Below are 14,364 nucleotides of genomic sequence, written 5' to 3'. Positions count from 1 at the left end.
GCCTTCGAAACGCGAACGTCAGGACTTCGAAACGCGCGCGAACTCGTCCTTCGGGTTGTTGATCTGCCCCAGCGAGATCACCTCACGCCGGAACAGCCCACCCAGGATCCAGTCGAACAGGATGCGGATCTTGCGGTTCCACGTCGGCATCGCCTTGAGGTGGTACGCGCGGTGGAAGAGCCACGCCGGGAAGCCCTTGATCTTCAGGTTCAGCGCGTCGGCCACGCCCTTGTGCAGGCCGAGGCTCGCGACCGCGCCGAGGTTCTTGTGGTAGTAGTCCTTCGGCTTGCCGCCGCGGAGCACCTTGATGATGTTCTTCGCCAGCAGCGTCGCCTGGCGGACCGCGTGCTGCGCGTTCGGCGGGCACGTCGCCGTCGGGTCCTCCTCCGTGCGGGAGAGGTCCGGGATCGCCGCGTTGTCGCCCGCGGTCCAGACGTCCGGGTGGCCGACTACCTGCATGGCGGCCGTCGCCTCGAGGCGGCCGCGCTTGTCGACCGGCAGGTCCGACTGGCCCACCACCGGGTTGGCCTTCACACCCGCCGTCCAGATGATCGTGTCGGTGTCGAACTCCGTGCCGTCCGAAAGCACGACGTGGCCGTTTTCGAACGACTTCGCCGCGGTCGACAGGTAGACCTCGATGCCGCGCTTCTCCAGCTGCTCGACCGTGTACACGCCCAGGGTCTCGCGGACCTCGGGCAGGATGCGCCCGGCGGCCTCGACCAGCACCCAGCGGACGTCGGACGGCTGGATGTTCGGGTAGTAGTTCTCCACCGCGAACCGGGTCATGTCCTCGAGCTCGGCCAGCGCCTCGATGCCGGCGAACCCGCCGCCGACGACCGTGAAGGTCAGCAGGCGCTTGCGGAGCTCGGGGTCCAGCGTGCTGGCGGCCTCGTCGAGCTTGGTCATGATGTGGTTGCGCAGGTAGATCGCCTCGCCGATGGTCTTGAAGGCGATGCCCTCTTCGACCAGGCCGGGGATCGGCAGGATGCGCGCGACGGCGCCGAGCGCGACGACCAGGACGTCGTAGCCGAGCTGCTCGATGTGGCCGTCGGCGGCCTCGACCGTGACGGACTTCTTGTCGTTCTCGATCTTGGTGACGCGCGCGGTCAGCACGTGGCAGCGCTTCAGCACCCGCCGCAGCGGCACGACCACGTGCCGGGGCTCGATCGCGCCGGCCGCGGCCTCCGGGAGGAACGGCGCGTAGGTCATGTGGGGCTGCGGGTCAACGACGGTCACGGAGGCCTCGTTGGCCCGGAGCATCTTCTGGAGGCCGTACGCCGTGTAGAGCCCGACGTACCCACCACCGAGGACGAGGATCCGAGTCGGTTCCGACTTCGACTTCGCAGCAGCCATGTCCTCATGGTGACACCTTCGCGGGCACCCCGCTCGGGGACCCCATCCGGCTGTGACCAGCGTCGCTGCGGTTTCCGTAACGATTCAGTCGTGACCTGTCACCGAGGTCGCGGCGCGGAAGACGGCCGCCACCATGTCGTGGGTCACGCGGTGTGTCTGGACATTGCGCGGCGACACGTGGTAACAGCCGAAAACACGCAGGTCGTCCAGTTCCAGGACGGCTCCGTGGGCGAACGCCGGACGCGGCTGCGGGACCGGCCAGCCCGCCGCCGCGAGCACGGGCAGTAACGCCTGCCAGCCGAACGCCCCGAGCACCACGATCGAGCGCAGTGTCGGACGTAACAACGACAGCTCCTCCGCGAGCCACGGGCGGCACGTGTCGCGCTCGGCCGGCGTCGGCTTGTTCTCCGGCGGGGCGCAGCGCACCGGTGAGACGAGCCGCGTGCCGTAAAGCTCCAGGCCGTCGCCGACGCGCTCGGACGTCGGCTGCGACGCGAGCCCGACCTCGTGCAGCACCCGGAACAGGAAGTCACCCGACGGGTCGCCGGTGAACATGCGGCCGGTGCGGTTCGCGCCGTGCGCCGACGGCGCCAGCCCGACGACCGCGAGCGACGCGTCCGGCGGCCCGAAACCCGGGACCGGGCACGCCCAGTACTCCTCGCCGCGGAAGGCCGCCTTCGTGCCCGCGACGCCTTCGCGCCAGGTCACCAGCCGCGGGCAGGCGCGGCACCCCGCCACGGCGACGTCCAGCTCGGCCAGCGACCTCATTTCAGCGCCACCCGGGACAGCCGGTCGGCCAGCCGCGTCGTCTCCGGCAGCCGGTAGCGCGCCGTCAGCGCGAGGGTCAGCCGGCAGGCGTGCGCGAGGTCGATCCGGTGGCCGGCCGAAACGTACACCGGTTTGACGCCGTCCTGGGTCCGCAGCACCGCGCCGACCTCCTCCCCGGCGTCGACCAGCGGCACCGACGACCCGCGCTCGGGCCCCGGCACGTCGTGGGAGCCGACGAACCGCGTCTTGCCGACGCCGAAAGCGGGCAGCCCGGTCAGCACGCCGAGGTGGCAGGCCAGGCCGAAGCGCCTCGGGTGGGCGAGGCCGTGGCCGTCGCAGACCAGGACGTCGGGCCGGTGTTCCAGCTCGCCGAGGGCGGCCAGCAGCGGCGGCAGCTCGCGGAAGGCGAACAGGCCCGGCTCGTACGGGAAGACGGCCTTCGCGCGGTGCGTCCGCTCCTCGACCACGGTCAGCCCCGCGGTTTCGAGGGTGACGACCGCCGCGGCGATGCCGTCGGCCTCGTCGTAGGCGACGTCGAGGCCGGTCACCGTCGGCGGCAGCTCCGGCAGGTCGCCGTGGAGTTCGACCCGGCCGCGCAGCGCTTCCTGGACGGCGAGGGCCTCCTCGGCCGTCGACGGCCAGTCCCCGGTGTGCACCAAGTCACCCTGCCACAACTAAGTTGGGGCCATGGCGGACACGACCCCCGAAGAGGCTCCCGAGAAGAAGACGCCGGACACCGCGGAGATCCCGGCCGAGCCGACCGACGACATCGTCACGACCCAGCACACGCTGACCGTGAAGCGGAAGAAACTCGCGTACACGGCGAAGGCGGGCCGGGTCGTCCTCCGCAAGGAGGTCGTCAAGGACGGCAAGTCGGAGGGCTTCAAGGCGAAGGCGGAGGTGTTCGTCACCTCCTACACCCTCGACGACGCCGACCCGGGCACGCGGCCGGTGACGTTCGCCTTCAACGGTGGCCCCGGCTCGTCGAGCATCTGGCTGCACCTGGGCCTGCTGGGCCCGCGCCGGGTGCTCTCCGGCGACGTCGACGACCTCGTGCCGCCGCCGTACGGGCTGGCCGACAACCCCGAGACGCTGCTGGTGCACAGCGACCTGGTCTTCATCGACCCGGTGTCGACCGGCTACTCGCGGGTCGCGGGCGGCGAGGAGACCAAGGACTTCCACGGCTACCAGGGCGACATCGAGTCGGTCGGCGAGATCATCCGGCTGTGGGTGTCGCGGCACCAGCGCTGGCTGTCGCCGAAGTTCCTGGCCGGCGAGTCCTACGGCACGCTGCGCGCCGCCGGGCTGGCCGCGCACCTGCAGGACCGGCACGGGCTCTACCTGAACGGCCTGCTGCTCATCTCCTCCGTGCTCGACCTGGGCACGCTGCAGTTCACCGAGGGCAACGACCTGCCGTACTCGCTGTACGTGCCGACGTACGCGGCGATCGCGCACTACCACGGCCTGCACGGCGACCGCCCGCTCGACGACGTCCTGGCCGACGCCGAGGACTTCGCGGCGAAGGACCTGCCGTGGGCGCTTTCGCGCGGTGCGCGGCTGTCCACGCAGGACCGGACCGACGCGGTGGCCACGCTGGCGTCGCTGACCGGGCTCACCGAGTCCTATGTGGACCGGGTGAACCTGCGGATCGAGCACGTCCGGTTCTTCACCGAGCTGCTGCGCGACCGGGGCCTGACGGTCGGCCGGATGGACGGCCGCTTCACGACGTGGGAGCCGGACGGCGGCCGCGAGCACATGAGCGACGACCCGTCGATCTCCCGCGTGATCGGCGCCTACGCGGCGGCGTTCAACCACTACGTGCGGGCGGAGCTCGGGTACGAGAACGACCTGCCGTACGAGATCATCCACGAGGACACGTTCAAGGCCTGGTCGTACAAGGAGTTCGAGGGCCGCTCGGTGTCGGTGGTCGACTCGCTCGCCTCGGCGATGCGCACGAACCCGCACCTGCAGGTCCACGTGGCGTTCGGCCACTACGACGGCGCGACGGCCTACTTCGCGGCCGAGCACGTGCTGGCGCGCCTGCAGATCCCGGAGGAACTGCGGGAGAACATCGACACGGCGTACTACCCGGCGGGGCACATGATGTACGTCCACGAACCGACCCGGGTGCAGCAGTCGAAGGACCTGGCGAAGTTCGTCAAGAAGGCTTCGAACCGCTGAGTTCCGGCCCGTAGCGGGCGCCCGGCGGCAGCGGGGGAACCCGCCGCCGCTGGGCGAACCACCCGATGACGTGCGTGGTCACCGCCAGCGCGACGTAGCCGGCGAGCCACGGCTTGCCCGGCAGGGCGGTGTACCCGAGGTCCGCGACCACCGGGACGGCGAACAACGACGGCAGGGCGAAGTGGACGTCCTGGAGCCGCGTCACGGCGTCGACCGCGAGCGAGCCCTCGTCCTCCGCGATGACCGGGCGCCGGAGGATGCCGGTCAGGACGACGGCGTCGACCGCCGCGCCGAGGACGAGCAGGCCGAGCCAGAAGCGTGCCCAGACCGAGCCGCCGGCCACCATCGTGAGCGCGAGGACGGCGCCGCCGCCGAACGTGACGGCCAGCGAGGCCGCGTACCAGCCGTTCACCACCTCCCGCCACCGCGGGCGGGGCCGGATCAGCCGCCGGTCGCCCAGCCAGGCGACCGCCCGCCGGTCGCCGGCGCGGATCTGCAGCCAGTTCGTCAGGACCAGCGACGTCCAGATGAACCACGGGATCCCGGCGTCGGGCAGGTCGGCGTGGCTCGGGGGCAGCAGCTGGTAGGCCAGCAGGCCGGCGCAGAGCAGCGCGTTGGCGACGAACACCGGTGTGAAGGCGCCGGCGTCGCTCTTCCCGCGGCGGACGCCCAGCCGGTAGGTCAGCAGCTCGGTCGCCTCGGAAACGCGGACACCGCGCAGCGCCAGCCACTTGACCGCCGCCCGCTCGGCGGGAGTCACCGCGATCACCGGGCCACCCCGGGCTGGGCCGGCAGCGGGACGCCGTAGTCGCCCGGCGGGAGCGCCGGGCGGTACCGCCGGTAGCGCAGGCCGCCGACGATCTGCAGGGCCAGCGCGAGTCCCACGTACCCGATGAGCCAGGGCCCGGAGCCGGGCGGTTGCCGGTTGCCGGTGAGCAGGTCGAAGAGCACCGGCCACGCGTAGTACGACGGCATCGCCAGGTAGAGGTCCTCGATCCGCACCACCGCGTCGACGGCGGCGGACGGCTCGTCCTCCGCGAGCACCGGCCGCCGCACGATCCCGGTCACGATCACGCCGGAGACGACTCCGCCCAGCGCGAGCACGCCGAGCCAGCTCCAGGCGTAGGTCTTGTACGGAGTCGCCAAGAACATCGTGATCCCGAGTGCGGCTCCCCCGGTGAACGTCACCGCCGCCGACGCGAGGAACCAGCCGACCGGCAGCTCCCGCCACGACGGCCGCGGCCGGTCGAGCCGTCGGCCGCCCAGCCGGTGCGCGGCCTGGCGGTCCTGCCGCCGGATCGCGAACCAGAAGGCCAGCTGGAAGCCGGCCACCACGAAGTAGAGGATCTTGCTCTCGGTCATCTCCACGCCGCGGACGCCGGGCAGGTACTGCAGGCACTGGTAGCCGACCGCGCCGGTGACCGCCAGCGCGAGGAACACCGCCAGCCGGATCAGCAGCGGCAGCGTGATCCCGCCCGCGCGGACGCCGAGGCGCGCCGCCAGCAGGGGTGTCGGGATCCCCACGCGGACGCCGTGCTTGCCCAGCCACACCGCGGCCTGCACGAACTCGCCGCGGCTCGGTTCGGACCTCATCGGGGAACCACCGCCAGGGTGGGCCGGAGGACACGGGACCGCCGGCGGTGCAGGACCCAGCCGACCACCTGCGTCCCGACCGCGAGCACCGCGTAGGCGACGACCGCGGGCCGGGACGACGGCGGAACCGGCACCGCGAAGAGGAGGTCACCACAGGCCAGGTACGGCAGGACGGCCGGCGCCGCGTAGGAGTGCGCGTCCTCCACCCGCAGCACCGCGTCGACCATGAACGACGCGGGATCGACCGCGACGACCGGCTCGCGCAGCACGGACCACCAGACGAACCCGGACTGGACGGCGCCGAGCACCAGCAGCCCGAGCCAGAGCGACGCGGCCGCCGGCGCCACCGGGGCCAGCAAGAGGAAGAGCACCAGCCCGCCGGCGTAGGCGACCACCGCCGATGTCAGGTACCAGGCGCCGAGAAGACCGAGGGTCCAGCTCAGGGCCGGCCGCGCGGCCGGGCGCACCAGCGCGGCCGCCGGCCGGTCGGACTCGCGGACCGTCACCCAGCGCCAGACCTGCGCCAGGACGGCCAGCGCACCCAGGAGGAAGCCGCTGCCGATCGGCAGGTCCCCGAACGCCTCCCGCGCCAGCTCCATGCCGAACGGGGCGACGAAGCCGATGACGAGCCCCACCACCAAGCCCAGCTCGGGGCGCCTGGTGCGCAGCCGTTCCCGCACGCCGAGGCGCAGGGACAGCAACGGGGTCGGCGTCCCCACCACCACCCCGTGCCGGGCCAGCCACTGCACGGCCATCGCCGCGTCGATCGGTCTCGGTACCCCGCCACCCACGAAAACCTCCCCCTGCCCCGGCCGCGCCGGTTCACCGTGTCCGAACTTCTCCCGTGACTCCGCCGAACGCGGCCTGAGGCCGCCGCCGCCGAAGGTGATCAGCGGCACCGCCAGAAACCAGCGACGCCAACCCGACGGCGAACCACCGCCGCCTCCGTCAAGGCGCTCACCGGGGCTCGGTTCCGTAGTGGCCGGGCGGCAGGCGGCGGTCCCGGACCTCGAACACGGCGCGGAGGTGGAGCACCACCCCCAGGACGAAGTACGCGACCACCGGTACGAACCGCGCCGGGGGCCACGGCCAGTCGGCGGACAGGTCGATCCACGCGAGGAACGTGAACGCGAACGGCATCGCGAACGCCCGGGTGTCGTAGGTCCGCAAGGCCGCGTCGACGGCGCGTGAAGCCTCGTCCTCGGCGATCACCGGGGCGCGCAAGGCCTGGCCGAGGACCAGTGCCACGCTCGCGGCGCCGAGCACCAGCGCGGCGGCCCAGCCCACCGGGTCGGCGGCGAGCGTCGCGCACAGCACCACGCCGCCGCCGAAGGTCGTTGCCACCGCCGCCAGGTACCACCGGCCGACCTGTCCCGCCGCCACCCGGAACGACGGCCGGGCGCCCGGGGCGACCACGCGGGTGGCGGCGCGATCGGCCGTGCGGACCCGACGCCACTGCAGCAGCGGGTAAGCCACGACGAGCGCGGTGAACCCCAGGAACCGGGCCGGCACCGGGATCGGCGGGAGCACGGCGACGATCCAGAACACGGAGGAAAGCGCGCTGTAGAGCCGGTAGGACCGCGTGGCCAGCACCCGGGCCCCGACGCGCACGGCGAGCAGCGGCGTCGGCTCGTCCACCTCCGCGCCGTGGCGAGCCAGCCACGTCCGCGCGGCCTGCCTCTCGGCGAGCGTCGTCGACGCCACTTCCACCATCGAACCTCCCCTGTCCCGTGGTAACGCCCGACGAGCCGGCCCGGTTTACCCCCCGTAGCAGCCGGGTGGGAGCGAGCGGGACCGGCGGCGAGCCAGCAACCAGCCGATCAGCTGGAGCGCGAAGACCGTCACCAGGTACGCGAGCGAAATCCAGCCCAGCGGGCCCGGCCACGCCCAATCGACCACGTACACCGGCATCGCCAGCACGACGTACGGGGCGGTCGGGGCGAATAAGTAGGGGTCCAGGGTGCGCAACGCCCCGTCGACCGCGTGCGACGCCGCGTCCTCGGCGATCACCGGCCCGCGCACCACCCGGCCGAGCACGAGCGCCGTCGCGCCGGCGGCGAAGGCCAGCGCCACCGTGTTCACCCCGATCGCGACCTCCGGCGGGTACCAGTGCTTCCAGGTGAACCGCGGCCCGGTCAGGAACGCCGCCGCGCACAAGGCCGCCCCGCCGAGGAACGTGAGGCCCGTCGACACCAGGTACCACCAGCCGACCTGCCTGACCGCCACCCGCAGCGGCGGTGGTGCGGTGGCCCCGGTCAAGCTCTCGGCGAGCCGGTCGCGCCGCTGCGCCCGGCGCCAGCGGGCCACGTGGAACGAGGCGTAGAGGACGGCGAGGACCGCCGCTTCCCCCGGCAGGTCGTTCCACTTGAACACGACCCCGGTGAGCGTCCACAGCACCGCGAGGACGATCGCGAAACCGGGAGTCCCCCGAGTACCGATGCCCCGGCCGCCGAGGCGCAGGGCGAGCACCCGGGTCGGCAACCAGACCGCCACCCCGCGCCGCGCGAGCCACCGCCGTGCCCGGCCCACTTCCAGCACCGTCGGCTCGCCCGGCCACCGCGGATCGACCGGTAGCGCCGGTTCACGCACGTTCAACGGAACTCCCCCCAGTCCCGCGGTAAACGCGAACCGCCCCGGACAGGTTGCCTGTCCGGGGCGGTTCGTTCGAAATTCTTCTACTTCAGGTACTGCGACCCGCGGGTCACCGCCGCGTAGGCGTCGACCGCGCCGTTGCCGTAGAAGCCGTTGAACGACGCGTCACCTTCGCAGGTGGCCGTGAACTCCGGCCCGCGGCCTTCGTCGGTGTAGTCGACCGTCCGCGGCACCGGGCAGGCGATGTCCGACGCCGTGCCCTCGAGGACCCGCTGGACCTTGTCCGGGTCCAGGCCGAAGTCGCCGTGGGACTTCTTGCCGTACTGCGAAACGATCAGCGCCGCGACGCCGGTCGCGTGCGGGGTCGCCATCGACGTGCCCTGCAGCCACTGGTAGTAGCCGACCCGGCCGTCCGGCGCAGTCGCCTTCTTGATGCCCGCGGCCAAGCCGGCCTCGGTGATGTTGCCGTCCGCGTCGATGTTGCCCTCGACGACGCCGACGTTCTTCGGGTACGCCGAGAGGATCTCGTTCTCGACCGTGCGGAACCACGGCGTGCCGAAACCGTCGCGGAAGTAGCCGCCCGGCGCGGAAACCGAGATCTGCTCGGTGCCGTAGTTCGAGTAGTCCGCCTTCGCCTGCGACGGCCCGAACGCGCTCACGCCGATCGTGTGGTTGCCCTCGACCGGCAGGCTGAGGCAGGAGCTGTTGTCGACCTGCCGCGGGTGCGTCGTGTTCGCCGGGTAGTCCGGGCTGGTGGTGTCCGGCTGCGGCGCGCCCAGGTCGGTGTGCTGGTTGCCCAGCGCGACGACCATCGTGACGCCCTTCTTGTGCGCGTAGTTCAGCGCGCGCTGCGTGGCTTCGATGATCGTGCGCTGCTCGGCCTGCTCCGCGGCCGAGTCGGCCGGGTTCGCCGTGCAGTTGTACAGCCACGGGTCGGTGTAGAACGACATGTTGACCACGTCGATGCCGGCGTCGCCGGCGTAGGTCAGCGCGTCGACGGTCGGCTGCAGGAAGAAGTAGCCCGAGTCCTGGCCGGCGCGGATGTTCACCAGCGACACGTTCGGCGCGACGCCCGAGATGCCGAAGCCGTTCGCCGCCGCGGCGATCGTGCCGGCGACGTGCGTGCCGTGCGCGCCGTCGTCGTGGTTGACCGGGTCGACGCAGCCGCGGAACTCGCACGGGCCGTCGACCTCGACGCCGTTGACGTCGAACGGGATGTCCTTGACGAAGTTGCGCGAGTCGGCCGCGTCGAAGTTCGGCGCGATGTCCGGGTGCGTGCCGTCGATGCCGGTGTCGATGACGCCGACCTTGACCTGCTTGCTGCCGGGCTGCTTGGTGCGCGAGAGGTCCGAGCGGACGGACTTGAGGCCCCAGAGCTGGTCGTCCAGCGGGTCCATCCCGACGGCCTTGTTCGCGGCGGCCTTCTTCGAAGCCGCGCCGCGGCCTTCCTTCTCGACGTTGTTGTTCTTGGTCTTCTTGCCGTCCTTCGGCACCGAGCCGATGACCTGCGCCTTGGCGGCGCCGAAGACCGCGCGGTTCGAGGACACGCGCTCGGTGAAGCCGGTGGCCGGGGCGCTGGCCTTGATCAGGCCGACCGCCGAGTTGGTCTCCAGCACCGTGCCGCCCGCGGCCCGGATCGCCTGCTGCGCGGTCGCGATGCTCTGGACGTCCTTGGCGAGCACGGTGAACTCGGTCGCCGGGCCGGCCAGCGCGGGCTGGGCCGAAGCCACCGGCACCGCGACGGCCGTGATCGCCCCGAACAGCGGGACGGCCATGGCCGCGGCGAAAAGCCTGGGTCTCTTCACGATTCTCCTCCTCGGGAAAGCGGTTCCTGCACCGTATAGACCGGACAATGCAGCCACAACGGCCTAACGGACGTTATGGAACAACCGACTTCTGCTCCGCGAAGTGACAAGCTGACAAGTGACCGTCCGTCCGCGGCACCAGTTCGGGCACCTCCTCCGCGCACTTCTCCTGCGCTTTCCAGCACCGCGTGCGGAACCGGCACCCGGACGGGGGATCCAGGGGACTCGGCACGTCACCGGTCAGCCGGATCACCTGGCGGCGGCCGCGCACGGCCGGGTCCGCCACCGGCACCGCGGACAGCAGCGCCTGGGTGTACGGGTGGGACGGTCGTTCGTAGATCTCCTCGTCGGTGCCGACTTCGACGATCTTGCCGAGGTACATCACCGCGACCCGGGTGGACAGGTGGCGCACCACCGACAGGTCGTGCGCGATGAACACGTACGACAGCCCGAACTCGCTCTGCAGGTCGCCGAGCAGGTTCATCACCTGCGCCTGGATGGAGACGTCCAACGCGGACACCGGCTCGTCGCAGATGATCACCTTGGGCCGCAGGGCCAGCGCCCGCGCGATGCCGATGCGCTGGCGCTGCCCGCCGGAGAACTGGTGCGGGTAGCGGTTGAGGTGCTCCGGGTTGAGCCCGACCACGTCCAGCAGCTCACGCACCTTCGCCGCGCGCGACCCCTTCGGCGCGACGTCGGGGTGGATTTCGAAGGGCTCGCCGACGATGTCGCCGACCGTCATCCGCGGGTTGAGCGAGGTGTACGGGTCCTGCAGCACGATCTGGATCTCGCGCCGCAGCTTGCGCAGTTCGGCGCCGCGCATCGAAAAGATGTCGCGGCCTTCGAACTTCGCGGTGCCGGCGGTCGGCTCCTCCAGGCGCATCAGCACCTGGGCCAACGTCGACTTGCCGCAGCCGGATTCGCCGACGACGCCGAGGGTTTCGCCGGGCTGCAGGTCGAACGAAACGCCGTCGACCGCCTTGACCTGCCCGATCGTGCGCTTGAACAGGATGCCGGTGCGCACCGGGAAGTACTTCTTCAGGTCGGTGACCGAGAGGATGGGGTCAGGCACGGGAGTTCACCACCTCTTCGGCGAAGTGGCACGCGCTGGTCCGGCCGAAGCCGATCCCCAGCGGTGGCGGGACTTCCTCGGAACAGCGGGCCTCGGCGCGCTTGCACCGCGGGTGGAACGCGCAGCCGGGCGGGATGTCGAGCAGGCTCGGCGGCAGGCCCTTGATGGTCTCCAGTGTCTGTCCTTTGAGGTCCAGCCGCGGCAGCGAGTCCATCAGCGCGGCGGTGTAGGGGTGCGCCGGGGCGCGGAACAGCTCGACGACGTCGGCCTGCTCGACGATCCGGCCCGCGTACATCACCGCGATCCGGTCGGCGACCTCGGCGACGACCCCGAGGTCGTGGGTGATGAGCACCAGCCCCATCTTGCGCTCGGCCTGGATCTCGGCCAGCAGGTCCATGATCTGGGCCTGCACGGTGACGTCGAGCGCGGTGGTCGGCTCGTCGGCGATGAGCAGGTCGGGGTCGAGCGCGAGCGACATCGCGATCATCGCGCGCTGGCGCATGCCGCCGGAGAACTGGTGCGGGTAGTCCTTGATCCGGCGCTCGGCGGCCGGGATGCGGACGGTGTCGAGGAGTTCGATCGCGCGCTTCCGGGCGTCCTTCTTGGACATCCCGAGCCGGACGCGCAGCTGTTCCTCGATCTGGAAGCCCACGGTGAACACCGGGTTCAGCGCGGAAAGCGCGTCCTGGAAGATCATCGCGACTTCGCTGCCGCGGACTTCGCGGCGCCGTTCCTCCGACGCCGTCAGCAGGTCTTCGCCGCGCCAGCGCACGGCCCCGGCGGTGATCACACCGGGCGGCATGTCCAGGATGCCCATCACGGTCTGCGCCGTGACGCTCTTCCCGGACCCGGATTCCCCGAGCACGGCCAGGGTTTCCCCGGCGTGCACCGAGTAGCCGACGCCGTTGAGGACGTTCGCCACGCCGTCGGCGGTGCGGAACTCGACGTGCAGATCCTCTACTTCGAGCAGGAGTTCGTTGTCGGACAAGGGGATCTACCTCGACTTCGGATCGAGCGCGTCGCGGATGCCGTCGCCGAGCATCACGAAGGCCAGCACGGTCAGGGTGACGAAGGCGCCGGGGAACAGCAGCATGTGCGGGTCGACGCGGAAGTAGTCCCGCGAGTCGCTGATCATCACGCCCCACGAGATCACCGGCGGGCGCACCCCGATGCCGAGGTAGGCCAGCGTCGCTTCGGCGCCGATGAACGCGCCGAGCGCGATGGTCGCGTACACCAGCACCGGCGCGATCGTGTTCGGCAGCAGGTGCCGGAAGATGATCCGCGGGGTGCTGGCACCGAGGCCGCGCGCGGCCTTGACGTAGTCGAGCTGCTTGGCCACCAGCGTCGCCGAGCGCATGATGCGCATGGCCACCGGCCAGCTCAGCACCGCGATCGAGCAGACCACCTGCACGATGATGGTGACCGCGCCGGGGTTCGCGCCGGGCGCGTTGAACGTCGTCAGGATGACGATCGCGCCGAGCACGAACGGCAGGCCGGCGAAGATGTCGCCGAAGCGGGACAGGAGGCTGTCGACGAACCGCCCGTAGTAGCCGGCCAGGATGCCGACGAGCGATCCGAAGAGGACGGTCAGCAGCGTCGAGAAGACCCCGACCAGCAGGGACGCGCGGGCGCCGTAGATGGTGCGCGCGTAGACGTCGTAACCCTGGTTGTCGTAGCCGAACCAAGCGTCCCCGGACGGGCCTTCGTTGGCGTGCGTGAGATCGCTGAAGCCGGCGTCGCGCGAGCTGAACAGGCCGGGCGCGATCGCGATCAGCACGATCAGGGCGATGATCACGGCCGAGACGACGAACGCGGGCTTGCGCCGCAGCTGGCGCCAGGCGTCGCCCCACAGGCTGCGGGGTTTCTGCGGGCCCTTGGCGGAGTCGTCGAGGCGGGACAGCTCGGCCGCGTCGGCCCCGCCGCCGCCCACCAGGTTCGGGTCAGTCATAGCGGATCCTCGGGTCGAGAACGGCGTACAGCAGGTCGACGATCAGGCTCATCAGCAGGTACACCACGACCAGCAGGACGACCACCCCGACGACGGTCGCGCTCTCCCGGTTCTGGATGCCGCGGAAGATGAGCCCGCCCAGTCCGTTGATGTTGAACACGCCTTCGGTGACGATCGCGCCGCCCATCAGCGCGCCGAGGTCGGTGCCGAGGAACGTGAGCACCGGGATCACCGAGTTGCGCAGCAGGTGGACGCCGACGACGCGGCTGTTCGGCTGGCCCTTCGCGATCGCCGTGCGCACGTAGTCGGCGCGGCGGTTCTCGGCGATGCTCGTTCTCGACAGCCTGGCGACGTAAGCCATCGAGAGGCTGCCGAGCGCGATGCCCGGCACGATCAGCTCGCCGACGCTCGGGTTGTCCGACACGCTGGCTTCGATCAGGCCGAGGCCGTTGCTGCCCAGGGCCAGCTGCAGCACGATCGCGGTGACGAACACCGGCAGCGAGATCAGGAACGTGGTCGAGACCAGCACCAGGTTGTCGAGGAAACCCTTGCCGCGCAGGCCGGTCAGCACGCCGGCGGTGAGCCCGATGACCGCCTCGATGACGACCGCGACCACGGCCAGGCGCAGCGTGATCGGGTACGACGTCGCGATCAGTTCGCCGACCGACGTGCCGTTGAAGGTTTCGCCCCAGTCGCCGGTGAACAGGCTCCCGAGGTACTTGAAGTACTGGACGAACACGTTGTCGCCCAGGTGGAACTTCTCCGTCATCTGCGCGATGTAGGCCTGCGGGCAGGCCGTCTGGCCGCACTTGCCGGAGAACGGGTCGCCGGGCACGGCCCAGACGAGGACGTAGATCAGGAACGTGGTGCCGAAGAAGACCGGGATCAGCTGGAGCAGCCGTCGCAGGACATAGCGGATCATGACGAGTTCCTAGTGCGCGCCGGCCGTCGTGAGTGTTCAGGGCGGTGGCGACAACCCGCGGAGCACCGTCACGCCCGGCCCCCGCTACCGCGACCGCCCGGGGGAGGAGCCCGTCGCCCGGGTCATCGGG

Annotated in this window: 14 protein-coding genes; 1 reads left to right on the top strand and 13 read right to left on the bottom strand. The window is 71.1% G+C overall.

The features are described 5' to 3' along the window. Window positions 1–18: 18 nt before the first annotated feature. The 3 genes from AB0B33_RS41370 to AB0B33_RS41360 form a co-directional block, all read right to left on the bottom strand. Entirely contained in the window at window positions 19–1,353 is a 1,335-nt protein-coding gene (locus AB0B33_RS41370) for an NAD(P)/FAD-dependent oxidoreductase (protein ID WP_247018393.1), read from the bottom strand. A gap of 84 nt (window positions 1,354–1,437) precedes the next feature. After that, window positions 1,438–2,121 (bottom strand): uracil-DNA glycosylase, encoded by a 684-nt coding sequence (locus tag AB0B33_RS41365; RefSeq protein ID WP_360782245.1) that lies wholly within the window; start codon window positions 2,119–2,121, stop codon window positions 1,438–1,440. Next, entirely contained in the window at window positions 2,118–2,777 is a 660-nt protein-coding gene (locus AB0B33_RS41360) for an endonuclease V (RefSeq protein ID WP_360782244.1), read from the bottom strand. Before AB0B33_RS41360 ends, AB0B33_RS41365 begins: the two co-directional genes overlap by 4 nt. A gap of 31 nt (window positions 2,778–2,808) precedes the next feature. Between AB0B33_RS41360 and AB0B33_RS41355 the strand changes: the two genes are divergently transcribed. Next, window positions 2,809–4,302, top strand: coding sequence for a peptidase S10 (locus tag AB0B33_RS41355; protein WP_247018388.1), 1,494 nt, complete (start codon window positions 2,809–2,811; stop codon window positions 4,300–4,302). Here the strand turns inward: AB0B33_RS41355 and AB0B33_RS41350 are convergent. The 10 genes from AB0B33_RS41350 to AB0B33_RS41305 all read right to left on the bottom strand — a co-directional run bounded on the left by AB0B33_RS41350 (window position 4,280) and on the right by AB0B33_RS41305 (window position 14,234). After that, the gene (locus AB0B33_RS41350) at window positions 4,280–5,071 is read right to left on the bottom strand and encodes a hypothetical protein (protein WP_360782242.1); all 792 of its coding nucleotides are present in this window, start codon (window positions 5,069–5,071) and stop codon (window positions 4,280–4,282) included. The genes AB0B33_RS41355 and AB0B33_RS41350 overlap by 23 nt on opposite strands. Next, window positions 5,068–5,895 carry a hypothetical protein gene (locus AB0B33_RS41345; RefSeq protein ID WP_360782241.1) on the bottom strand — a complete coding sequence of 276 codons (828 nt, stop codon included), beginning with the start codon at window positions 5,893–5,895 and terminating at the stop codon, window positions 5,068–5,070. The genes AB0B33_RS41350 and AB0B33_RS41345 overlap by 4 nt, the downstream gene beginning before the upstream one ends. Continuing rightward, the gene (locus tag AB0B33_RS41340) at window positions 5,892–6,686 is read right to left on the bottom strand and encodes a hypothetical protein (protein ID WP_360782240.1); all 795 of its coding nucleotides are present in this window, start codon (window positions 6,684–6,686) and stop codon (window positions 5,892–5,894) included. Before AB0B33_RS41340 ends, AB0B33_RS41345 begins: the two co-directional genes overlap by 4 nt. A gap of 166 nt (window positions 6,687–6,852) precedes the next feature. Next, the gene (locus tag AB0B33_RS41335; RefSeq protein WP_360782239.1) at window positions 6,853–7,608 is read right to left on the bottom strand and encodes a hypothetical protein; all 756 of its coding nucleotides are present in this window, start codon (window positions 7,606–7,608) and stop codon (window positions 6,853–6,855) included. A gap of 45 nt (window positions 7,609–7,653) precedes the next feature. Continuing rightward, the gene (locus AB0B33_RS41330) at window positions 7,654–8,490 is read right to left on the bottom strand and encodes a hypothetical protein (RefSeq protein WP_360782237.1); all 837 of its coding nucleotides are present in this window, start codon (window positions 8,488–8,490) and stop codon (window positions 7,654–7,656) included. 80 nt (window positions 8,491–8,570) lie between these two features. After that, window positions 8,571–10,262, bottom strand: a complete 1,692-nt coding sequence (locus AB0B33_RS41325) for a S8 family serine peptidase (RefSeq protein WP_247025510.1) — start codon at window positions 10,260–10,262, stop codon at window positions 8,571–8,573. A gap of 103 nt (window positions 10,263–10,365) precedes the next feature. Beyond that, window positions 10,366–11,364: a dipeptide ABC transporter ATP-binding protein gene (locus AB0B33_RS41320; protein ID WP_247018375.1), complete on the bottom strand. Its 999-nt coding sequence runs from the start codon at window positions 11,362–11,364 to the stop codon at window positions 10,366–10,368. After that, entirely contained in the window at window positions 11,357–12,352 is a 996-nt protein-coding gene (locus AB0B33_RS41315; protein ID WP_247018373.1) for an ABC transporter ATP-binding protein, read from the bottom strand. Before AB0B33_RS41315 ends, AB0B33_RS41320 begins: the two co-directional genes overlap by 8 nt. A gap of 6 nt (window positions 12,353–12,358) precedes the next feature. Continuing rightward, window positions 12,359–13,312 carry an ABC transporter permease gene (locus AB0B33_RS41310; RefSeq protein WP_247018371.1) on the bottom strand — a complete coding sequence of 318 codons (954 nt, stop codon included), beginning with the start codon at window positions 13,310–13,312 and terminating at the stop codon, window positions 12,359–12,361. Continuing rightward, window positions 13,305–14,234, bottom strand: coding sequence for an ABC transporter permease (locus tag AB0B33_RS41305; RefSeq protein WP_247018370.1), 930 nt, complete (start codon window positions 14,232–14,234; stop codon window positions 13,305–13,307). Before AB0B33_RS41305 ends, AB0B33_RS41310 begins: the two co-directional genes overlap by 8 nt. Between the last annotated feature and the right edge of the window lie 130 nt (window positions 14,235–14,364).

This window comes from Amycolatopsis sp. NPDC049159, from assembly GCF_040648295.1.
GTDB classification, from domain to species: domain Bacteria; phylum Actinomycetota; class Actinomycetes; order Mycobacteriales; family Pseudonocardiaceae; genus Amycolatopsis; species Amycolatopsis pretoriensis_A.
The sequence above is the reverse complement of the archived record's forward strand: the minus strand, read 5'-3'. Positions and strand labels throughout refer to the sequence as shown.

What these genes read in the sequence shown, in the direction of transcription:
- AB0B33_RS41370 (WP_247018393.1), bottom strand. Translation starts at nt 1,353, where the DNA reads ATGGCTGCTGCGAAGTCGAAGTCGGAACCGACTCGGATCCTCGTCCTC.
- AB0B33_RS41365 (WP_360782245.1), bottom strand. Translation starts at nt 2,121, where the DNA reads ATGAGGTCGCTGGCCGAGCTGGACGTCGCCGTGGCGGGGTGCCGCGCC.
- AB0B33_RS41355 (WP_247018388.1), top strand. Translation starts at nt 2,809, where the DNA reads ATGGCGGACACGACCCCCGAAGAGGCTCCCGAGAAGAAGACGCCGGAC.
- AB0B33_RS41345 (WP_360782241.1), bottom strand. Translation starts at nt 5,895, where the DNA reads ATGAGGTCCGAACCGAGCCGCGGCGAGTTCGTGCAGGCCGCGGTGTGG.
- AB0B33_RS41335 (WP_360782239.1), bottom strand. Translation starts at nt 7,608, where the DNA reads ATGGTGGAAGTGGCGTCGACGACGCTCGCCGAGAGGCAGGCCGCGCGG.
- AB0B33_RS41325 (WP_247025510.1), bottom strand. Translation starts at nt 10,262, where the DNA reads ATGGCCGTCCCGCTGTTCGGGGCGATCACGGCCGTCGCGGTGCCGGTG.
- AB0B33_RS41310 (WP_247018371.1), bottom strand. Translation starts at nt 13,312, where the DNA reads ATGACTGACCCGAACCTGGTGGGCGGCGGCGGGGCCGACGCGGCCGAG.
- AB0B33_RS41305 (WP_247018370.1), bottom strand. Translation starts at nt 14,234, where the DNA reads ATGATCCGCTATGTCCTGCGACGGCTGCTCCAGCTGATCCCGGTCTTC.